This is a genomic window from Moraxella ovis (genome assembly GCF_900453105.1).
GTDB classification, from domain to species: Bacteria; Pseudomonadota; Gammaproteobacteria; order Pseudomonadales; family Moraxellaceae; genus Moraxella; species Moraxella ovis.
The window spans coordinates 1914651-1934936 of the sequence record NZ_UGPW01000001.1 but is presented as its reverse complement, the minus strand read 5'-3'; the positions used below and the strand labels follow the sequence as shown (position 1 = coordinate 1934936).

The 20286-nt window shown below is 49.2% G+C and carries 20 protein-coding genes; 9 read left to right on the top strand and 11 right to left on the bottom strand.

Annotation, left to right across the window (positions count from 1 at the left end; all coding sequences use genetic code 11):
- The first annotated feature begins 147 nt into the window (after positions 1–147).
- From DYD54_RS09235 to DYD54_RS09220, 4 genes are all read left to right on the top strand, one after another.
- Positions 148–486, top strand: coding sequence for a zinc ribbon domain-containing protein YjdM (locus DYD54_RS09235; RefSeq protein WP_036365670.1), 339 nt, complete (start codon positions 148–150; stop codon positions 484–486).
- A gap of 51 nt (positions 487–537) precedes the next feature.
- Positions 538–1824: a glutamate-1-semialdehyde 2,1-aminomutase gene (gene hemL / locus DYD54_RS09230; RefSeq protein ID WP_063514643.1), complete on the top strand. Its 1287-nt coding sequence runs from the start codon at positions 538–540 to the stop codon at positions 1822–1824.
- Positions 1825–1897: 73 nt separating this feature from the next.
- Positions 1898–4684: a preprotein translocase subunit SecA gene (gene secA / locus DYD54_RS09225; protein WP_063514642.1), complete on the top strand. Its 2787-nt coding sequence runs from the start codon at positions 1898–1900 to the stop codon at positions 4682–4684.
- Between the two features lie 113 nt (positions 4685–4797).
- Entirely contained in the window at positions 4798–5085 is a 288-nt protein-coding gene (locus DYD54_RS09220; RefSeq protein ID WP_063514641.1) for a hypothetical protein, read from the top strand.
- A gap of 100 nt (positions 5086–5185) precedes the next feature.
- On the opposite strand, the gene DYD54_RS09215 is transcribed toward DYD54_RS09220, so the two are convergent.
- The 3 genes from DYD54_RS09215 to trxA all read right to left on the bottom strand — a co-directional run bounded on the left by DYD54_RS09215 (position 5186) and on the right by trxA (position 7733).
- Entirely contained in the window at positions 5186–5581 is a 396-nt protein-coding gene (locus tag DYD54_RS09215) for a hypothetical protein (protein WP_063514640.1), read from the bottom strand.
- A 331-nt stretch (positions 5582–5912) separates the two neighbouring features.
- On the bottom strand, positions 5913–7181 hold the full coding sequence (rho, locus tag DYD54_RS09210; protein ID WP_063514639.1) for a transcription termination factor Rho: 1269 nt from the start codon (positions 7179–7181) through the stop codon (positions 5913–5915).
- Between the two features lie 231 nt (positions 7182–7412).
- Entirely contained in the window at positions 7413–7733 is a 321-nt protein-coding gene (gene trxA, locus DYD54_RS09205) for a thioredoxin (RefSeq protein WP_063514638.1), read from the bottom strand.
- Positions 7734–7920: 187 nt separating this feature from the next.
- Between trxA and DYD54_RS09200 the strand changes: the two genes are divergently transcribed.
- The gene (locus tag DYD54_RS09200; protein ID WP_063514637.1) at positions 7921–8673 is read left to right on the top strand and encodes an RluA family pseudouridine synthase; all 753 of its coding nucleotides are present in this window, start codon (positions 7921–7923) and stop codon (positions 8671–8673) included.
- Between the two features lie 57 nt (positions 8674–8730).
- On the opposite strand, the gene DYD54_RS09195 is transcribed toward DYD54_RS09200, so the two are convergent.
- The 5 genes from DYD54_RS09195 to DYD54_RS09175 all read right to left on the bottom strand — a co-directional run bounded on the left by DYD54_RS09195 (position 8731) and on the right by DYD54_RS09175 (position 12593).
- A complete protein-coding gene (locus DYD54_RS09195; protein ID WP_063514636.1) occupies positions 8731–9060 on the bottom strand; it encodes a protein tyrosine phosphatase family protein in 330 nt (109 codons plus the stop codon).
- Between the two features lie 132 nt (positions 9061–9192).
- Positions 9193–10902: a SulP family inorganic anion transporter gene (locus DYD54_RS09190; RefSeq protein WP_063515040.1), complete on the bottom strand. Its 1710-nt coding sequence runs from the start codon at positions 10900–10902 to the stop codon at positions 9193–9195.
- Between the two features lie 88 nt (positions 10903–10990).
- The gene (locus DYD54_RS09185; RefSeq protein WP_063514635.1) at positions 10991–11392 is read right to left on the bottom strand and encodes a hypothetical protein; all 402 of its coding nucleotides are present in this window, start codon (positions 11390–11392) and stop codon (positions 10991–10993) included.
- Between the two features lie 42 nt (positions 11393–11434).
- The gene (locus tag DYD54_RS09180; protein WP_063514634.1) at positions 11435–11755 is read right to left on the bottom strand and encodes a BolA family protein; all 321 of its coding nucleotides are present in this window, start codon (positions 11753–11755) and stop codon (positions 11435–11437) included.
- A gap of 16 nt (positions 11756–11771) precedes the next feature.
- Positions 11772–12593: a M48 family metallopeptidase gene (locus DYD54_RS09175; RefSeq protein WP_063514633.1), complete on the bottom strand. Its 822-nt coding sequence runs from the start codon at positions 12591–12593 to the stop codon at positions 11772–11774.
- A 124-nt stretch (positions 12594–12717) separates the two neighbouring features.
- Here DYD54_RS09175 and DYD54_RS09170 point away from each other — a divergent pair, with 124 nt between their 5' ends.
- On the top strand, positions 12718–12888 hold the full coding sequence (locus DYD54_RS09170) for an oxidoreductase-like domain-containing protein (RefSeq protein WP_084260690.1): 171 nt from the start codon (positions 12718–12720) through the stop codon (positions 12886–12888).
- Positions 12863–14122 (top strand): BaiN/RdsA family NAD(P)/FAD-dependent oxidoreductase, encoded by a 1260-nt coding sequence (locus DYD54_RS09165; RefSeq protein WP_228703551.1) that lies wholly within the window; start codon positions 12863–12865, stop codon positions 14120–14122. Before DYD54_RS09170 ends, DYD54_RS09165 begins: the two co-directional genes overlap by 26 nt.
- Before the next feature lie 3 nt (positions 14123–14125).
- Here the strand turns inward: DYD54_RS09165 and aat are convergent, their stop codons facing one another.
- The 3 genes from aat to trxB all read right to left on the bottom strand — a co-directional run bounded on the left by aat (position 14126) and on the right by trxB (position 16600).
- The gene (gene aat / locus DYD54_RS09160) at positions 14126–14872 is read right to left on the bottom strand and encodes a leucyl/phenylalanyl-tRNA--protein transferase (protein ID WP_115265756.1); all 747 of its coding nucleotides are present in this window, start codon (positions 14870–14872) and stop codon (positions 14126–14128) included.
- Positions 14873–15020: 148 nt separating this feature from the next.
- Positions 15021–15422 carry a tetratricopeptide repeat protein gene (locus DYD54_RS09155; protein ID WP_218563656.1) on the bottom strand — a complete coding sequence of 134 codons (402 nt, stop codon included), beginning with the start codon at positions 15420–15422 and terminating at the stop codon, positions 15021–15023.
- 239 nt (positions 15423–15661) lie between these two features.
- Entirely contained in the window at positions 15662–16600 is a 939-nt protein-coding gene (gene trxB / locus DYD54_RS09150; RefSeq protein WP_063514630.1) for a thioredoxin-disulfide reductase, read from the bottom strand.
- A 216-nt stretch (positions 16601–16816) separates the two neighbouring features.
- Between trxB and DYD54_RS09145 the strand changes: the two genes are divergently transcribed.
- Entirely contained in the window at positions 16817–19693 is a 2877-nt protein-coding gene (locus DYD54_RS09145; protein ID WP_063514629.1) for a DNA translocase FtsK, read from the top strand.
- Between the two features lie 7 nt (positions 19694–19700).
- The gene (locus tag DYD54_RS09140) at positions 19701–20273 is read left to right on the top strand and encodes a hypothetical protein (protein WP_063514628.1); all 573 of its coding nucleotides are present in this window, start codon (positions 19701–19703) and stop codon (positions 20271–20273) included.
- Positions 20274–20286 lie beyond the last annotated feature (13 nt).

Genomic DNA, 20286 nt, shown 5'->3' with positions numbered 1-20286 from the left:
GTTTGTTGTGAAATAAATAAAAAAGCAGTTATGTTATGGTTGTAATTGTAGCATTTTCAAGGCAAGATTAACATTTTGTATCAACAAAAAATTCGCAAAATCTGCTATACTAGGCGCTCATAATTTTAGCTCTATTTAGGATGTATCATGAATCTACCTGCCTGCCCAAAATGCGAAGAAAACTACACTTATGCTGATGGCGATCTCTTGATCTGCCCAATGTGCGCGCATGAATGGTCAGCAGATGCAGACGCGGATGACATGCCTATTATTAAGGATGCAGTGGGCAACGTGCTAAATGATGGCGACAGCGTAACTGTGATTAAGGATTTGAAGGTCAAAGGCTCATCAACGCCAATCAAAGTAGGTACAAAAGTCAAATCCATCCGCCTGATTCATGACGCACCAGATGACCATGATATTGATTGTAAGATCGATGGCTTTGGTGCAATGAAACTAAAATCCAGCGTGGTAAAAAAAGCCTAGTTCTATTTTCTTTCTATATGCATTCATAAAATCAAATAACAAGGAGCTCCCATGACGACACTTACTGCCGACCAAGTCTTATTTGAAAAAGCTAAACGCCACATTCCGGGGGGTGTAAACTCGCCCGTGCGTGCCTTTGCAGGGGTGGGTGGTACGCCTGTGTTCGTAAGCCGTGCCAAGGGAGCGTATATGTACGACACCGAAGGGCGTGAATACATCGACTACGTTGGCTCGTGGGGACCTATGATTTTGGGTCATGCTCACCCCAAAGTCATTGATGCGGTCAAAAAGGCTGCCGATGACGGCTTGTCCTTTGGAGCTCCCACGCCCTTTGAGACCACGATGGCGGATTTGATTGCCGACATTATCCCGCACATTGAGCTCGTTCGCATGGTGTCATCAGGCACGGAGGCGACCATGAGTGCCATTCGTCTGGCTCGTGGCTACACAGGGCGAGATAAGATTGTCAAATTTGAAGGGTGCTATCATGGGCATTCAGATAGCCTGCTTGTCAAGGCAGGTTCTGGCATGCTAGACATTGGTGAGCCGACATCTAAGGGCGTGCCTGCCGACTTTGCCAAGCATACTGTAACTTTGCCTTATAATGACATTGATGCGTTGCAATCCGCCTTTGATAAATTTGGCGATGAATTTGCGTGCGTGATTTTAGAGCCGATAGCGGGTAACATGAACATGATTGTCCCGAGCCAAGAGTTTCATAACACCCTGCGCGAGCTTTGCACCAAGCACGGGGCGGTGTTGATTTTTGATGAAGTGATGACGGGCTTTCGTGTGGGGCTAAAAGGGGCAAGCCATCATTTTGGCATTACCCCTGACCTTAGCACCTTTGGCAAAATCATCGGAGCTGGCTTGCCTGTGGGAGCATTTGGCGGTAAGCGTGAGATTATGGAATGTATAGCCCCCTTGGGCGGTGTTTACCAAGCAGGGACATTGTCTGGCAACCCCTTAGCCATGCGTGCAGGTAAGGCGATGTTTGATGAATTAACTCGTCCGAATTTTTATGAAGAATTAACCGCCAAAGCCGCCAAACTGGTAAACGGCTTGCAAGCACTTGCCGACAAACACGGCATAGATTTTGCAAGCTGTCATGTGGGCGGTATGTTCGGGCTGTTTTTTGCCAAAGAATTGCCTAAAAACTTTAATGACGTGGCATGCGCCGACACCAAACGCTTTAATAAGTTTTTCCACGGCATGCTAGAACGTGGCATTTATCTTGCGCCTTCTGCCTTTGAGGCGGCGTTCATGTCGATTGCGCACACTGATGATGACATTAAAAAGACGCTGGTGGCGGCGGATGAAGTCTTTGCATCGTTGTGATTAAAATGATCTCTCCTTGTATTTGGTCTGTTTATCATTATATAGTTAAAAATTTAAATTTGTTGGAACATTCATGTTAAGTAAAATTATCGGCAGTGTCATTGGCACTAAAAATGAGCGCGAGCTCAAACGCATGCGCAAAATTGTCGCAAAAATCAACGCCTATGAACCTACGATTCAGACGCTGTCCGATGAAGAGCTGCGCCAAAAAACCTTTGAATTCAAAGAGCGCCATCAACAGGGTGAGAGTCTAGATAGCATCCTGCCAGAAGCCTTTGCGGTATGTCGTGAAGCGTCCATTCGTGTTAATGGCATGCGCCACTATGACGTGCAGCTCATCGGTGGTATGACTTTGCATGAAGGCAAGATTGCCGAGATGAAGACCGGTGAGGGTAAGACCTTGATGGCGACCCTTGCCATTTATCTAAATGCGATCAGTGGTAAGGGTGTGCACGTCGTCACGGTGAACGACTATCTGGCAGGGCGTGATGCCGAGCTGAACCGTCCTTTATTTAGCTTTTTGGGGTTGACGGTGGGCGTGATTTACAGCCAGCAGCCACCACAGGAGAAGTTTGAGGCTTATCGCGCTGACATCACTTACGGCACGAATAACGAATACGGCTTTGACTATCTGCGTGATAACATGGTGTTTAGCCTTGCCGAGAAAAAACAGCGCCCGCTTAATTACTGTATCATCGATGAGATCGACAGTATCTTGATTGATGAGGCGCGTACACCGCTCATCATCTCAGGTCAAGCAGAAGATTCAGCCGAGCTGTATGCACTGATTAACACCATCGTGCCTCGCCTGACTCGCTCTGAAGATGAAGAGGCGAATAAAGATAATAAAGACGGCGATTTTTGGATTGATGAGAAGAACCGTGCCATTGAGATCAGTGAAAAAGGCTACGAGAAGATCGAGCGATTCTTGGTTGAGGTGGGTGAGCTTGGCGCCAATGAGAGTCTGTACAGCCCTGCGCGTTTGCCATTGCTGGCGCATGTGCAGGCGGCGATTCGTGCGCACCACATTTTTGTTAAGAACATTCACTACATCGTCCAAGATGGCGAGGTCATCATTGTTGATGAGAACACGGGTCGTACCATGCCTGGCCGTCGCTGGAGTGAGGGTCTGCATCAAGCGGTAGAAGCCAAAGAGGGTGTTGAGATTCAAGCCGAAAACCAAACGATGGCAACCACTACCTTTCAGAACTATTTTCGTCTGTATGACAAGCTGTCCGGCATGACAGGTACGGCAGATACCGAGGCGGCAGAATTTAAGTCCACTTATGATCTTGATGTGGTCATCATCCCAACACATCGTCCGATTGCTCGTATCGACATGGATGATCAGATCTTCTTAACCAAGCTTGGTAAATACCAAGGCATCATCAAAGAGATCAAATCAATCACCGCCAAGGGCGCACCTGTGCTGGTTGGTACGGCAACGATTGAGGCAAGTGAGGAGCTGTCGTACCTACTGGATCAAGAAGGTATCGTTCATAACGTCCTAAACGCCAAGCAGCATGAGCGCGAAGCAGAGATCATCGCTCAGGCGGGTCGCCCACAAGCAGTAACCATCGCCACCAACATGGCGGGTCGTGGTACAGACATCATCCTAGGTGGTAACTGGCAAGCTCAGATTGATAATCTGCATGAGCTGACCGAAGAGCAAAAAGCGCAATTACAAGCCGATTGGCAAAATAAGAACGAAGCGGTAAAAGCGGCAGGCGGTCTACACATCATCGGCTCAGAGCGCCATGAATCTCGCCGTATCGATAACCAGCTGCGTGGTCGTGCTGGTCGTCAAGGCGACCCGGGGCAATCGCGTTTCTTCTTGTCATTAGAAGACGACCTGATGCGCATCTTCGCTGGCGATCGTGTCATGAATATGTTCCGTGCGATGGGTCTAAAAGAAGATGAAGCGATCGAGCATAAGATGGTCTCTCGTTCAATCGAAGGTGCGCAGGGTAAGGTTGAGGCGCGTGACTTCGATGCGCGTAAAAACCTACTCAAATATGACGATGTGGCGAATGAGCAGCGTAAGGTCATCTATGGGCAGCGCGATGACTTGTTAGGGCAAGCAGACTTGCAAGAATCCATTAAAGAGATGCATCATGAGGTCTATAATGCACTGATTAATCAGTTCGTACCAGCAGGTTCAGTGGATGATCAGTGGAATATCGATGGCCTAGAAGATGAAATCGAAGACGCGTTCAGATTCTACATGCCGATCAATGATTGGCTGGATGCAGATCGCCGCCTTGATGAAGAAGGTCTGCGCGATAAGATCATCAGTACCGCAATCGCACGCTACGAAGACAGACGCATGCAGATGGGCGAAGACAGCGCGGCACAGCTTGAGCGTCATTTCATGCTACAGAGTTTAGATCGTCACTGGAAAGAGCATCTTACCCAGATGGATCAGCTTCGTAAAGGCATTCATCTGCGCAGCTACGCTCAGAAGAACCCTGAGCAAGAATATAAACGCGAATCTTTTGAATTGTTCCGCTCAATGCTTGGTGCGATTAAATCTGACATCGTTCAGGATTTGGCGCGTGTTCATGTACCAACCCCTGAAGAGCTTGCTGCACTAGAAGAAGAGCGTCGTCGCCAAATCGAGCAGATGCGCATGCAGTTCGAGCATAATCAAGCCAATGAAGAGACGAGCGAACCACGCGAACATCGCGCAGCATCAAATCAAAACATCACCTTCACATTAAGTGCAGCTGGTGTGAGCGCAGAACAAGCAGCGCGTATGGCGGAAAAAGATGTGGCTATACCCGAAAACATTAATCGTAACGCGCCGTGTCCTTGTGGTAGTGGACTAAAATACAAGCAATGCCATGGCAAACTATCGTAAAAACTTAAATAGACAGGTCTTTGCCTGTCTATTTTTTGTGATATACTGTGTGAATCAACCATCAATGATAAGAACTATCATTTACAATATCTGATGAATTTAAGAGTGTTTCAATGAAAAAACTAATTTGGCTGGCCTCTATATTATCTGTGGTTATGATGACAGGCTGTGGTGATAAAAAAGAGGCGACTACAGAAGAGTCTGCAGAAGTAGAAGCTGTTCCGATGTCTGCTGAGCCTGCTGATCCGATCATCAGAACTGAGCCGAGCATTCAAGATCCGCTGGTAACTGAACCCGTTGAAGGCGATGTATTGGAATCTGACGCATCAGCGGAAGTAGAGCAGGGCGATACTCAGGCAGTACCTATCGAATCGATGGATGAGGAAGTTACCACAAATTAATCACACGACAAATATGTGCTAGTATGCAATTATTAATATAACAGATAAAAAAAGAGAACCAAAAGGTTCTCTTTTTATGTGCTTTAAGAAAAAAGACAAATTAGTTAGTCTTAGTCTCAGTGGTAGCAGCAGCTTCAGCAGCAGGAGCGGTAGCAGCGTCTGCAGCAGCTTTATCAGCAGCGTCTTTTGCAGCGTCAGCAGCTTCTTCAGCAGCATCTTGTGCGTTTTCAGCAGTAGCTTCAGCTTGCTCAGCAGCAGCGCCAGTAGTAGCTTGTGCGTCTACAGCAGCAGTAGCAGCAGCGTCAGCAGCAGCTTGTGCAGCGTCAGCAGCTTGTTGTGCAGCAGCGTCAGCAGGAGCAGCGTCAGCAGCAGCTTGTGCTTCGTTTGCAGCAGCTTGTGCTTCTTCAGCAGCTTTAGAAGCTTCTTCAGCTGGCTTTGAGCAAGCAGTTAGAGCTAGAGAAGCGATTAGAGCAGATAGAACTAGTTTAGTTTTCATGGTGATCTCCATAGGATAGTAAGTTAGCAATTGTATTTACAGTTCTTAATGGCACTAGGCGAGAACAAAGGATTGCTCTCGCCTTGTTGCAAAAATCCCTGAAATACTTTACTGCATCACAAATTATATAGTAATTCAGCATAAACAAAAAATGATATTTTTTAGCAAAATCAGAAAAAATGTAACAAAATATTTCTAATTGATTGCTAAGTATCGAATTTCTATTCAAAACGCCTAAAAATCCACCATATAATCGAGAATTTTTCGTTTAAAATAGTACTTTATAGTAGCATAGAATTATGACCGTTTCAAGTCAAGGATTTTTGGTGACTTAGGAGGACGCTTTTTTGGTCATATTGCTAAAAAATTCGTCATTTGTCTTAGAGTCTTTTAGGCGGTCAAGTAAAAACTCAGTCGCTTGGGAGTCATCCATCGGTTGCAGCAGCTTGCGCAGAACCCAGACACGGCGCAGAGTCTCTTCATCTAATAGGCGCTCTTCACGGCGAGTGCTTGATTTTTTGATGTTGATGGCAGGGAATATGCGACGCTCCGCCAAATCACGCTCAAGGGTGATCTCTTGGTTGCCCGTGCCTTTAAATTCTTCAAAGATCACCCCGTCCATCTTCGAGCCTGTGTCGATCAGCGCGGTTGAGATGATGGTCAGACTGCCACCTTCTTCGACATTACGCGCCGCACCAAAGAAGCGTTTCGGACGCTCGAGTGCATTGGCGTCCACACCACCTGTCAGTACTTTGCCGCTCGATGGAATGACAGTATTATAGGCGCGCGCCAGACGGGTGATGGAGTCTAATAGAATCACGACATCTTGCTTGTGCTCAACTAGGCGTTTGGCTTTCTCGATGACCATCTCAGCGACTTGAATGTGACGCTGTGGCGGTTCATCAAAGGTGGATGCTACCACTTCACCGCGTACGGTGCGCTGCATCTCGGTGACTTCTTCGGGGCGTTCATCGATGAGCAGGACGATCAGATAGCATTCAGGGTGGTTTTTGGCGATGGCTTGGGCGATGTTCTGTAGCAGAACGGTCTTACCTGCCTTGGGTGGCGCTACGATGATGGAGCGCTGACCCTTACCGATGGGGGCGATGAGATCAATCACGCGACCGGTTAGGTCTTCGGTGGTGCCGTTGCCTTGCTCAAGTGTGAGCTGCTTGGTGGGGAATAGGGGTGTTAAGTTCTCAAAAATCAGCTTATGACGGCTGCGATCCGGCGTATCAAAGTTAATCTCGCTGACCTTCAGTAACGCAAAATATCGCTCTTGTTCTTTGGGTGGGCGAATCTGCCCTGCGATTGAGTCGCCGGTTTGCAGGTTGAAGCGGCGAATTTGGCTTGGGCTGACATAGATGTCATCAGGGCCTGCCAAATAGGAGCCTTCAGATGAACGTAAAAATCCAAAGCCATCAGGCAGAATTTCTAGCACACCATCACCATAAATGGGCTCACCGTTGCGGGCGTGGGTTTTTAGAATGGCGAAAATAATGTCTTGTTTGCGGCTGCGAGCCATGTTCTCAAGTCCCATTTGCTCAGCGATGGAGAGCAGTTCGGCGACTGGCTTTCTTTTGAGTTCGGTTAGATTCATGGATAGGTCTTAGGAGAAATTAATCATGAAAAGTTGAGCGGCCTTGCGAATGCTTGACCGAAAAAAATCTGTTAATGATTTGATATTGAGAATGCCGTTGGGAGTGGTGTTTTTTACAGGATAACGGCTAGGGCATAATGATACGAGTTTTTATCCCGAAAATCAAGAGTGTTAAAGGACTAAAACAAAAAAGACTTGCAAAACAAGTCTTTTTTTGTGGTGTGAATGCGCTTATAGGTGCTTATCAAGCAGTGCAGCGAATTCTGATTTTGGACGGCTGCCAACGATGGTGTCTACTTTCTCGCCGCCTTTGAAGACGAATAGCGTTGGAATGCTGCGAATGCCAAAGCGTGCCGCAACTTCAGGGTTGTCATCGACATTAACTTTAACGATCTGCGCGCGATCGGCATAGTCATCGGCAAGCTCTTCTAGGGTTGGCGCGATGGCTTTACAAGGACCACACCAAGCGGCCCAAAAATCTACAAGCACAGGCTTGTCGGCTTGAAGTACGTCTTGGTCAAAATTAGCGTCTGTGGTATTGATGATTGACATGATTATTCCTGCCTTATTTGGTTGGTTAATTTGGTAAATATATGGAGATGCTTGGGGGATTTTTCAAGATGGTTGAATGTCAAATCGCTGCATCTGTTTGTGCTATAATAGCAAACTTTTCATAAAAAGGCAGACTTTGTTTCATTAAATTTGCCAATTATCCTGATTAACTTCATCAAACGCCATTATGAATCACGCCCAAGAACGCCACGACCGCCTAAATGACGAAGCCATTGCCAAGATGAATGCTGATGAGCAGGTACGCTCAGATGTATTTTTTAGGGAATTTATCCAGTCCATCACCGTTTATGAAGATGAGGACATCTGGGTGGGGGATAAGCCTGCGGGACTCTTGAGTGTGGATGGGCGAGTGTTAAAGGTTAGCTTGCAGTCGCGGCTGCTTAAGGTAAATCCTAACATCAAGCTCATACATAGGCTGGACATGGATACATCAGGCTTGATCATCTTTGCCAAGCATGCGGCGGCGCAGACTCACATCTCAAAGCAGTTCATCGAGCGCATTCCTACCAAGGAATATCAAGCGGTCGTCTTCGGCACGATCGCCAAAGATGACAAAAAAGGCATCATCGATGTGCCCGTGCGTTACGAGCCCAGTACTAAGCCGCGTCACATTGTGGACATGAACTGGAATAAGAGTGCGCTTACGCATTATGAAGTGCTGCATCATGAGCTGCGCACTGATGATCAGGGTGTCTTACATCCGGTGACCCGGGTCGCGCTAAAGCCCATCACAGGCAGAAGCCATCAGCTGCGAGTGCACATGGTGCATCTGGGGCATGTCATGATTGGCGATCCCATCTATGCCACAGGCACAGCGCTGCAGATCGCGCCACGTCTAAACCTGCATGCCCATAAACTTCGCCTAAAGCATCCTATGCATGGGGTGTGGATGGACTGGGAAAGTGAAGTGACTTTTTAAGGTTTTTTATAAATAAAGACCGCCATATGCGGTCTTTTATATTAATCAATTATCAGCCTAGATAAGGCCGCTCACCACCGCGCTTTGATAAATGCGCTTGGCACGGCTGCCCGTGCCACAAAACACCATCACAGGACTGGGCAGCTCATTGATCAGTTGGGCAAATCGCTGCACGACATCGAAAGGCAGGTTCTCACCATCCACAGGCAGGTGGCGATATTCTAGTCCTGTACTGCTTGCGCTTAACCCTAATTCTGCTGCCTTGGGCTGATTATCGCACTCATCATCAAAACGTAGATTGATGATACTCTTAAAGCCAAGCGTTGATAAGGTTTGGCATTGACAGGGGTGGATTTGCTTATATAAAGTGATGGTTTGGGTGTTCATTGTTATCATCCAGATTCGTAAAAGATGCGATTATTTTAGCGAAATTTTTTGGTTGATTCAATGTTGATTGCGCATAATCTTATTCCTAAAATTAAAATTTCTGATAAGAATTCAAAATTTAGGAATAAACCATCACATGCCGCACCAATCATCGCCTTGGTATTTTAATTTATCTACAGCCAGCTTGGTGCTTAAGAATACTTCGCCAGACAGGTGCTTAAAGAGCTCGCTGTCCTTTAGAACATCCATGGCAGGGCCTTTGACTTCTGCCAGATGTAGGCGTCTGCCTTGGCTTTGGATTTCTTGATTGAAGGATGAGAGCATCTCTTGGGCGGTTAGATCGATGTGATTCACTGCCGTCATGATAAGAATGACCTCAGTGGCCTTTGGGTGCTCATAGTAGAGCTTTCGCAGTGTCTCATGAATGGTCAGTGCATTACCAAAATACAGGCTCTCATCGATGCGCACCATCAGCAGATTATCAAAGGTGGTCGCCTTATGCCGGGAGATGTCGCGAAAATGCTCGCTATTACCAAGCTGTCCGAGGATGGCGATGTTCACGCGGTGCGAGCGATAGATCATCAGCACAAAGCTAACCAACAGCCCAACCACAAGCCCGATATTAAGCCCAAAGATAATCGCCGCCCCAAAGCATAGCACCAGACATAGTGCATCTGCCTTGTCGTGTTTTAGGGCGGCTTTTAGGGTCTGTATGTCAATCATCGACAGTACGGAGCTTACGATGATGGCGGACAGCACCGCATAAGGCAGGCCTGCCAAATACTGCCCAAAAAACAACAAAATAAATAGAATGCCAAGCGCACACACGATCGATGCAAAGGGCGTCTTGGCACCAAGACTGATGTTCAGGCTGGTGCGTGACAGACCTCCCGCCACCGTAAAGCCTCCCGTGACACTGCTGGCGATGTTAGCAAAGCCTAGGCCCAGCAGCTCTTTGTTGTTATCAAAAGGCTGCTGATGGGTGCGTGCATAATTGCTGGCGATGGCAGAGCTTGAGATGAAGGCGATGAGCGCAATTAATAATGCCGATGGTAGTAGGTCTAACAGGGTGCCAAGTGATAACGGCAAAAATTTAAACGCAGGCAATCCAGTAGGCAAACGCTCAAGCAATCGAATGTCAAGTGCGCCCCATCCAAGGCGTGTGGCAAGGATAATGGAGAGTATCGTGACGATGATTACCACAAGCCGCTTGGCGAAGTCTGCCCGTGCCTTGGGTAGCCATGCCCACAGCGCACCAACGTAGCGATTGACCAATAAAATCATGAGTGCGCCGATGCCTAATAGGGCGGTATATGGTTTAATGGTGATGGAAGTGTTCGATAGGCTCCTGATGATGTCGATGAGACTGCCACCTGTGATGGGCGCGCCGATGAGGTTTTTTAGTTGGCTGATGACGATCAGTACCGCTGCCGCGCTAATAAAGCCTGAGGACACGCCGCGGCTGACGAACTGCATGATCCAGCCTAGCCTTAGGATGCTGGCTAGACACAATATTCCGCCCACCATCATGGCAAGCGTGATGGATAAAGTCACATACTGCACGCTACCTGCGGCATAGCCAGACAGCGCGCTGGATGTCATGATCGCAGTGATGGCAACAGGGCCTACTGCATTAATGCTGCTTGCACCAAGATAAGCATACACTAGAGTCGGGACGATGGATGCGTATAGCCCCATGATGGGTGGCAGTCCTGCCAGTGCTGCATAACCTAGGCTCTGAGGGATCACCAATACCGCCATCATTAGCCCTGCCATCAGATCGTTACTGATGAGCTTTGGGTTTTGCCGCAGTGTACCAAGCCAGTTGGGAAGAATAGACATCACAAAAAATAAGTCACAATAGATGCGGCTTATTTTGGGCGATTTTGAACAACTTGTCAAAATTTTTTTTGATTTTTGATGTTTTGGATTATTTTTCGCCGTAGATTTTGATGTTTTGGGCAAATGCGCAGTTCTTTTGACGGGCGGCGATGACCATGGCATCGTGCTCACCGTATAGGCGGGCAAGTGTGTTGGTGCGCGCGGCACGAGTTGAGCTGCCCGAACCTATGCCAAAGCTGATGCTCGGGTAGATGCCACCACGACCGCCTGCGATACCAATGCCTACACCTGTCGCTGATAGTGGTGTTTGTTGGTTTTGGGTTTTTTCGACCAGGTTGGTCACGCGAGCGACTTCACTTTGAAGATAAGCACAGTCATGGCTGTTGTAGTTGTTTGGGTTCACGTACTGTGGCGCGATGTTGCTCGTGGTGGCACAGCCAGTCAGTGCGGTGATGGCAGCCAATGCGCCTAGTGATAGGATTTTTTTCATAACAATTCTCAAAAATGAATAAAAGATAAAAATGGGTGGAGTTTAGCCGCGATTTTGACCTGCGCAGTTGGGGCTGTCAGGCGCTTGCCCCAACCATTCGTCAGGGGTGTAGGCATGAATGGCGAGGGCATGAATCGTGCCACCATTCGCCATCATTAAGGGATTCGTCAGTGCATAAACGAGCTGATGACGAGCCACCAAGCGCTTGCCATCAAAGGCATCGCTGACGATGACAAGCTTAAAGTGGCTCTCTTTGCCTTCATAATAACCTGCATGCATGTGGCTTTCGTTATCAAGCGTGATGTGTGTATGGCTCAGGCTTTGTAAGTTACTAATAATCGCGTCAGCGGTTGGAGTGTTCATAGGATGACCTTAACTCTTAGCGCTTGTTCGATGAATTATACAGCGGTGTCACCGTCGGCATGAGCGCCTGCATGGCTTGGATGCGGCTTGCGCTGCTTGGGTGGGTGCTTAGGAATTGCGGGGTTGAGCCGCCGCCTGCGCGCTGCATTTTTTGCCATAGGGTGATGGCGGCATTTGGGTTGTAGCCTGCGCGTGCCATCAGTTCTAGACCGATTTTATCCGCCTCGGCTTCTTGGGTGCGCGAGTGTGGTAGGTTTAGACCCAGCTGACTGGCTAGACCTGCTAGCTCTTGCTGACCTGATGACAGACCCAGTGCAGCAGTTGCGATGGATAGCACGCCAGATGTGGCGACGCTGCGGCTCACCTTCTCACGGCTGTGCTCGCGCAGAGCGTGTGCCATCTCATGCCCCATGATGGCGGCGATCTCGGCATCGGTTAGGCTTAGGCGGTCGATGATACCGCTATAGAACACAATCTTGCCACCTGGCATGACATAAGCGTTGATGTCATTTGAGTTGATGGCGTGTACTTGCCATTGCCAACGTGTCGCGTCAGGACGATATACGGCAGTCTGAGGAATCAGGTCGTTAGCGATGCGGCGTAGGCGTGCGACCTGTGCGGCATTGGTGTCAAGCTTGCCTTGAGCGCGTGCCTGTGCGATGGTTTGCTGGTAGGCTTGGTTCGATAGCTGCATGACTTCGCTACTAGATACCAATAACAGCTGTCTGCGATCAGCGCCCACGGCACCGCCATCGGTGGTGCTAGAGCAGCCTGCGATCGGCAGAGCGACGGTGGCGGTTAATGTTGCGGCGAGTAGGGATTTTTTGAGTAATTTCATAATGTTATCCTGTAACAATGCACACAATGCGTGTATTTTCTCATGCTTTCAATTATAATAAATGCCACAATAAATACAAGCGACGGCTACAAAAAGCCACAAAATTTTTAACAAGTGTGCCAATATGACCCATCCCAATGACATCCCGCCCCCACCAGAGCCGCCCGAAGATTATGAATGCTGTGATAATGGCTGCGATGATTTGTGCGTCTTTGAAATCTATAAAATGCAAAAAGCTGACTATGACACCAAGTACGCTCACCTGATCAATGACTCGAGTGCCTCTGATGAGTGAGACTCGTGCTGATCGCGAATGCGTTGATGTCATCATTATCGGGGCAGGGGCGTCGGGGTTGTTCTGTGCGTTCAATGCTGCGCTATACGGCAAGCGCGTGCTGGTGCTCGACCACGCCAACAAAGCTGGCAAAAAAATCCTCATGTCTGGCGGTGGGCGGTGTAACTTCATCAATCTAAACGTCACTGCCAATGAGTTCATCGGACAAAATGAGCATTTTGTCAAATCGGCCCTTAGTCGTTATAGCAGCGATGATTTTATTAAATTAGTGCAAAAACACGGCGTCGCCTATCACGAGAAATCACACGGCGAGCTGTTCTGTGACGACTCATCCAAAGACATCCTAAACATGCTACTGACCGAGTGTGAGCAGGCAGGCGTGACCATACGACTTAATACCACCATCGACAGCATCACCAAAGACGATGAGGATGGCGACTTTACCATTGGTGTCAGCCTAAAGAACGCCAAGACTTATGAGCTGTCATGCCGTCATCTGGTCATCGCTACCGGTGGGCTGTCTATTCCTACGCTTGGGGCGAGTGGGTTTGGGTATCAGGTGGCGACTCAGTTTGGGCATCGTATCGTGCCAACCGAGGCATCTCTTGTGCCGTTCACCTTCACCGATCACGTGGGTGAGATGGCTAAGTCGTTGGCAGGCGTGAGCCTTGACGTCATCGCCTTTAATGATAAGGCAAGCTTTGAGCTGCCCATGTTGTTCACTCATCGTGGGCTGTCTGGTCCTGCCATGCTACAGCTGTCAAATTATTGGCGGCTTGGCGAGTGCATTAATATCAATCTACTGCCCAAGCTAGATGCTGCAGAGCTATTAATCACCGCTAAAAAATCCCACCCAAAACAGCTTATCCGTACCGTGCTGACCCCATATTTCCCCAAGAAGCTGCTCTTGGTATTGCAGGCGCATTTTTGGGTGCGGTATCAGGATGTTGAACTTGCTAATATCAAGGACAAAGAGTTATCCGATTTGGGCAGAACCTTAAACGCATGGCAAATCAAGCCATCAGGCACCGAAGGCTACCGCGTGGCAGAAGTCACCCGTGGTGGTGTGGCGTGCGATGAGATCTCTGGCAAGACCATGCAGAGCAGGCTGTGCGAGCGATTGTATTTTATCGGGGAAGTGCTGGACGTGACGGGTCATCTGGGTGGGTATAACTTTGCATGGGCGTGGGCAAGTGGCTATGCTGCCGCTCAAGACATCGGCATGGATTGGTAGATATCAACCACCAATGAGCGCAAGCTCGCGCGTGCTCATACTGCCAGATAAAGGCGGTGTCGGTGCGCGGTTGAGAGTTGTTAGGGCGGTCAGGAACTCATCGCGTGGCATTAAGGTTGCGCCTAGGCTCATCAGATGTGGATTCTCAAGCTGACAGTCAATCAGGCGGATGCCAGAGGATGTGGCGAGGCTCATGAGCGCCCAGAAGGCGATCTTTGAGGCGTCTTTTTGGGTGTGGAACATGCTCTCGCCGCAGAATACCGCCCCATATTGCACGCCATACAGTCCACCGATGAGCTTAGCGTCATCTGCCGCGCTGTCCCATACTTCCACACTCATGGCTGCGCCCATGTCGTGCAGCTTAGTGTAGGCGTCTATCATCTCATCGTTAATCCAAGTATCATCGCTGTAGGCGCGTGGGGCGGCGCAGGCTGTCATGACAGACCCAAAGGCTCGATTCGTGGTGATGTACCACGGCATCTTTTTGGCGGTGCGGATGAGAGATTTGGCAGGACGAAAGTCATCAGGATGAACCACACAGCGCACAGGTGGGCACCACCAGCAGATGGGATCATCCGCCCCAAACCAAGGAAATACACCGCTGCGATAGGCATTTAGCAGCGTGGCGGTGGATAAGTCCGCCCCCGCGCCGATAAAACCATCATCATCAGCAAGGTCGATAATCCGCCCAAAATCAAAGGCGGCGCGGTCGGCGATGGTATGCAAGTCGGCAAGGTCTAAAGATGGCATAAGATGAATCAGATGATAAACTTAGAAATTAAGAATGATTCTTGATAATCTCAATTCTAGCACATCGCCCCAAAAATACCAAGCCATCGTACCATCAGCCCACAAAAAGGACGCGATAACGTCCTTTTTGTGCTTGATACAGTGTGGATCAATAGCCCTGTTGGTTGAGCTTGCGATATTCATCACAGCCATCTTGATTGCCCAATTCACAGGTTTTACCAAACCATTCTTTGGCGGTGCTTTTATTTTGGCGTACGCCTTCACCGTTATAGTGGAACACCCCAATATTATAGGCGGCTTTGGCATGCCCTTGGGCATAGGCTTTTTTATACCAAGCCATCGCCTGAGCATAATCTTGACGCACGCCTCGACCATTGTTATACATATTACCTAGATTAAATTGAGTATCTGCATGGCCTGGCTCAGCTGCTTTACGATACCAAGCTGTCGCTTGAGCATAATCTTGACGTACACCATGGCCACCGTAATACATCTGACCCAGATTATATTGAGCACCGGAATAGCCTTGCTTGGCTAATTTATTAAACAATTCAAAAGCTTGGCCATGGTTTTGATTGTTGGCGTATGATAAGGCTTGTGCAAATTCAGCTTTGTGCCATAACAGGGCTGGTCAGGCTTAGGCTTATACCCAGCAGTAGGGCGATGAGAGAGTGTCTGAGGATCATGGGTCTTCCTGGGGTAGGATTTACCCTATTGTAGGATGCCCGTAACTTTTTTTGCAAGATGACCGATAATAATAGAGGGACGATGATCGTCCCTTTGTGTAGATTATAAGCTGTCTAGGTATTTTTCGGCGTCTAGGGCTGCCATGCAGCCGGTGCCTGCCGAGGTGATGGCTTGGCGGTAGATGTGATCGGCGACGTCACCTGCTGCGAACACGCCCGGCACGCTGGTGGCGGTGGCATTGCCATTAAGGCCGCTATTCACCACGATGTAGCCGTCCGTCATGGCAAGCTTACCATCGAACATGGCGGTATTTGGCTTATGTCCGATGGCGACGAACATGCCCATCACGTCTAGGGTTTTGGTTTCGCCGTCGATGTTCTTAATGATGATGCCGGTGACGCCCATCTCATCGCCCACGACTTCTTGGACGCTTGAGTTCCATTCGATGCTGATGTTGCCGTTTTTGACTTTATCGAACAGCTGATCTTGCATGATCTTCTCAGCGCGTAGGCTGTCGCGGCGGTGCACTAGGGTCACGTGGTTTGCGATGTTCGATAGGTATAGGGCTTCTTCGACCGCGGTGTTGCCCCCGCCGATGACAGCGACATTGCGATTCTTATAGAAGAATCCATCGCAGGTGGCGCAGGCAGATACGCCTTGACCCATGAATTTACTCTCGGATTCTAGACCTAGGTATTGGGCGGTGGCGCCAGTGGCGATGATGAGCGCGTCGCAGGTGTAGGTGGTACTATCACCAGTTAGGGTAAATGGGCGCTGCTCAAAATCAACACTATGAATGTGGTCATAGATCAGCTGAGTGCCGAAGCGTTCGGCATGCTCTTTCATCTCTTCGACCAGTGCGGTGCCAGTCAGACTGTGGCGACCGCCTGGCCAGTTGTCGATCTCGGTGGTGGTGGTCAGCTGTCCGCCCACCTGTAGGCCGGTGATGATGACGGGGTTTAGGTTGGCGCGCGCGGCATAGACGGCGGCAGAGTAGCCAGCAGGGCCTGAGCCTAGGATGATTAAGCGATGGTGATTCATGAGTGTGTCCAATGGGTGAATATGATAAAAAGTTGATTAGTATATGGGAAATTTTGCCAAAATTGCAAGCCAAATCCGCCAAAACACCACCATCAATAAAACCAAACATCAAAAAATCATAAAATTTTTTCTTCCTGCAATAAAAATTTTGATATGTCAAGCGGTTATCCTATATAATGTAGGGTTTGTTAATGCACCAATCTCTAAGCATCCACCATGAATCAACTGCTTCAACACGAATCCGTCAATCAATTCTTAGGTAAATTACCCATCATCAAGCGCCTGTTTTTTAGTATGGTTGGTGTGGGGCTTTTGGCGTTTTTATTCATCTCGTTGCTGTCTTATAACCCTGCGGACCCTGCGTGGTCTCATGTCGGTAGCAGCAGCGACATCAGTAATGTCGGTGGTCGTCTGGGCGCGTGGGTGGCGGACGTTCTGCGTGCGTTTTTTGGGTTGGGCGCGTGGTTTTTTGTAGCGGTGCTCGCCTATGAGTTGGTGCATCTGTGGTGGACGCGCGGCTCTGTAATGTGGGTGCTGCGTCTGATTGCATATGCGTTCTTGTTGGCGTGCATCAGTGCGATGTTCGCTCAGCTGGGCGCGTGGTGGCAGGCGGACAGTGCAGCGACCTTTGGTGGGATGTTGGGCTATGAGCTGCTAGGTAGTCTGACTAGTGTGCTGGGTGTGCCTGTCGCGATGACGTTCTTGGTATTGATGACGTTATTGGTGGCGACATTGACCTTTGAGGTGCGCTGGTCGCTACTATGGGCAAAATTCGCCAAGCGCAAAACCACCACCGAAGATGATATCTATACAGATGCATCAGACGAGGTGAGCGGTGCGGATGCATCCGAAGATGATGAACTGATTATCAGCCAAATCACCCCAAGAACACCCGTCTATCAGGCGCATAACCATCAAGGGGCGCTGGAGAGCTTCTTGGTGAATTCTGGGCTTCGTGAAGAGCTCATCGCCAAAAAACAAGCCGATGCCGAAGCGGAGAAATTGGCTCAGCAGCAGGCGCAGGCAGTGCCGCTACATGAGGAGCATATTCAGCCTGACTATGAAGAGATGGATGCACCTGATGATACCATGGAGGATAGGGATTATGATCGCACCGCGTATGCATACAAGGCAACTCATCAAGACGGCAGCGTACAGATCGATACGACTTATGATGTCAATGCGTACGATGAGCCTGTATATGAGGCCATTCAGCAGTCTGATGAGTATGTGATAGATGAGCAGATTCGCCACGAGGATGATTATTTTGACAGCCATCAAGAGACTACTGATGCCCGTCAAGTCGCTCCAGTCATCAGCGCCGAGCGTGTATCTGATGAGAATACTGCCTTCGGCGGGGTGGACTTCGCAGGATTGTCAAATAATGCTCTGATAGAGCAAGCTGACGAACAAGCCATCCAAGATCGGCAAACGCATAGCCAATCAGAGGTGCTAAGCGATAACAATCATACATCTCATGCCACTCATCAAGATGAAGCTGTCTATGCCAAGGTGGAAGAGATTGATGAAGCGGAGATTCTGCCTGTTGATCATCTGCCAAAATCTATGTCATCAGGCACCGAGCGACCAAAGTCGCACGCGATGAGCACGCTAGAATATCGCATGAGTCTAAGCGCGGTGCCAGAGCTTGACATCCTAGATCCTAAGCCTGCCAAGACCATCACCTACACCCAAGAAGAGCTAGACCAGCTGTCGGCACTGCTTGAGATTAAACTGCAAGAATTCAACGTCAAGGCAGAAGTCGTCTCAGCGATGGTAGGCCCTGTGGTGACGCGCTTCGAGGTGGATCTGGCAGCAGGCATCAAGGCGAGCCGCGTTAGTAAGATCGCTCAAGATCTTGCGCGATCTATGTCGATGGCGTCTTTGCGCGTGATTCCTGTGATCGCAGGTAAGCCTTATATTGGTATTGAGGTGCCTAATCGTAAGCGTCAGATTGTCAGCCTAATTGAACTGCTCGACACCCCTAATTATAAGGATCTGAATGCAGGCATCAGCATTGCCATCGGTACGAACATCAGCGGCAAGCCTGTCATTGCTGACCTTGCCAAGGCGCCGCACATGCTGGTGGCAGGTACGACAGGCTCGGGTAAATCGGTGCTGGTAAACTCATTCTTGATGTCAATGCTATTAAAATATACACCTGATGAATTAAAGCTGGTTCTAATTGACCCAAAACAGCTTGAGCTGGCGAACTACGCTGACATCCCGCATCTGCTAACGCCTGTCATCACTGACATGACCGAGGCGACCGCCGCGCTTAACTGGTGTGTGACTGAGATGGAGCGTCGTTATCTACTGATGAGCAAGCTTCGTGTGCGTAACCTTGCTGCCTTTAACCAAAAGGTGCTAGAAGCCCAAGCATCAGGCGAGCCCATTATTGATCCGCTATGGAGTGCGTCTGACCACGTGAGTGGCATCGCACCGAAACTAAAACCACTCTCAAAAATCGTCGTCGTGGCGGATGAATTCGCCGACATGATCATGCAGCTTGGCAAGACCGCAGAAGAGCCAATCGTCCGCCTTGCCCAAAAATCACGTGCAGCAGGTATCCATCTTATCTTAGCCACCCAGCGCCCTGTGGCGAACGTGGTGACAGGCTTGATTAAGTCTAACATCCCATCGCGTGTGGCACTGCGCGTGAACTCTGCTACAGACAGCCGCATCATCATCGAGGAGTCGGGCGCGGAGAACATGCTGGGTCATGGTGACATGATGTTCCTAGCGCCAGGTGCGATCGAGACCGAGCGTGTACATGGCGCCTATGTCAAGGATGATGAGGTGAACCGTGTGACCGACGCATGGCGTGAGCGCGGTGTGCCTGATTATATCGACCTGACAGACAGCTTTACTTTCGAGGGTGAAGGCAGTGGCGACAGCGGTACGGGCAGTGATGATGAGTATTTTGATTTGGCGGTGTCGCACACGCTTGATACGCGTAAAGTATCCATCTCAGCATTGCAGCGTAAATTTAGCATCGGCTATAACCGAGCAGCGCGCATCGTGGACATGATGGAAGAGCGCGGCGTGGTGAGCGCGGCGGATAATAGCGGCAAACGCCAAATTCTAATGTAAGGACGGTATGGATATTCAAGGCTCATTGCCGCTGATCGTGGTGCTTGTCGTGGCAGGATTTTTGCTTGGCAACATGTTCGCTGCCAAGCCAAAGGCGCACGAGGTACGCACGTCAGATTTTAGATTATTGGCCAGACGATTGGGATTTAACCCAAAATTCGTGAGCCGTCCTGACTGGCTGCCTGCTGTTGTTCAGACAGGCGTGCGAGCCAACAACCACGCGGTTAAGAATCAGATGGTAACGGCCTATGCGGTCATTAATGATGAATGGCGTCTGCCCTTAGTGAGGCTGGCAGCAACAGATTCTACATGGCAGACGATCGAGGGTAGTCATACTTTAGATGACGTATTGATCGACCTACCTAAGGACATCGGCGATCACGTCGTGGGACTACAAGCCAAAGCCAACAGCGTGATCATATACTGGCATGATGGGCGTTATCAATCTTGGCAAGGCACCAAGAAACTTGACAAACCCCTTGCCGAACAGGAATTAACCGCCCTGCAAGCGCAGCTTACTGCATGGGGCGATGAGATGAATCGCAAAAATCAGCCAAGAATTAACTCCATATTAATATAACATGCTCACCTAA

What these genes read in the sequence shown, in the direction of transcription:
- DYD54_RS09195 (WP_063514636.1), bottom strand. Translation starts at nt 9,060, where the DNA reads ATGAACACCCAAACCATCACTTTATATAAGCAAATCCACCCCTGTCAA.
- DYD54_RS09180 (WP_063514634.1), bottom strand. Translation starts at nt 11,755, where the DNA reads ATGAACACTCCAACCGCTGACGCGATTATTAGTAACTTACAAAGCCTG.
- trxA (WP_063514638.1), bottom strand. Translation starts at nt 7,733, where the DNA reads ATGTCAATCATCAATACCACAGACGCTAATTTTGACCAAGACGTACTT.
- hemL (WP_063514643.1), top strand. Translation starts at nt 538, where the DNA reads ATGACGACACTTACTGCCGACCAAGTCTTATTTGAAAAAGCTAAACGC.
- DYD54_RS09200 (WP_063514637.1), top strand. Translation starts at nt 7,921, where the DNA reads ATGAATCACGCCCAAGAACGCCACGACCGCCTAAATGACGAAGCCATT.
- DYD54_RS09235 (WP_036365670.1), top strand. Translation starts at nt 148, where the DNA reads ATGAATCTACCTGCCTGCCCAAAATGCGAAGAAAACTACACTTATGCT.
- DYD54_RS09175 (WP_063514633.1), bottom strand. Translation starts at nt 12,593, where the DNA reads ATGAAATTACTCAAAAAATCCCTACTCGCCGCAACATTAACCGCCACC.
- DYD54_RS09215 (WP_063514640.1), bottom strand. Translation starts at nt 5,581, where the DNA reads ATGAAAACTAAACTAGTTCTATCTGCTCTAATCGCTTCTCTAGCTCTA.
- DYD54_RS09220 (WP_063514641.1), top strand. Translation starts at nt 4,798, where the DNA reads ATGAAAAAACTAATTTGGCTGGCCTCTATATTATCTGTGGTTATGATG.
- DYD54_RS09140 (WP_063514628.1), top strand. Translation starts at nt 19,701, where the DNA reads ATGGATATTCAAGGCTCATTGCCGCTGATCGTGGTGCTTGTCGTGGCA.
- DYD54_RS09145 (WP_063514629.1), top strand. Translation starts at nt 16,817, where the DNA reads ATGAATCAACTGCTTCAACACGAATCCGTCAATCAATTCTTAGGTAAA.
- rho (WP_063514639.1), bottom strand. Translation starts at nt 7,181, where the DNA reads ATGAATCTAACCGAACTCAAAAGAAAGCCAGTCGCCGAACTGCTCTCC.
- secA (WP_063514642.1), top strand. Translation starts at nt 1,898, where the DNA reads ATGTTAAGTAAAATTATCGGCAGTGTCATTGGCACTAAAAATGAGCGC.
- aat (WP_115265756.1), bottom strand. Translation starts at nt 14,872, where the DNA reads ATGCCATCTTTAGACCTTGCCGACTTGCATACCATCGCCGACCGCGCC.
- trxB (WP_063514630.1), bottom strand. Translation starts at nt 16,600, where the DNA reads ATGAATCACCATCGCTTAATCATCCTAGGCTCAGGCCCTGCTGGCTAC.
- DYD54_RS09165 (WP_228703551.1), top strand. Translation starts at nt 12,863, where the DNA reads ATGACTCGAGTGCCTCTGATGAGTGAGACTCGTGCTGATCGCGAATGC.
- DYD54_RS09170 (WP_084260690.1), top strand. Translation starts at nt 12,718, where the DNA reads ATGACCCATCCCAATGACATCCCGCCCCCACCAGAGCCGCCCGAAGAT.
- DYD54_RS09185 (WP_063514635.1), bottom strand. Translation starts at nt 11,392, where the DNA reads ATGAAAAAAATCCTATCACTAGGCGCATTGGCTGCCATCACCGCACTG.
- DYD54_RS09190 (WP_063515040.1), bottom strand. Translation starts at nt 10,902, where the DNA reads ATGTCTATTCTTCCCAACTGGCTTGGTACACTGCGGCAAAACCCAAAG.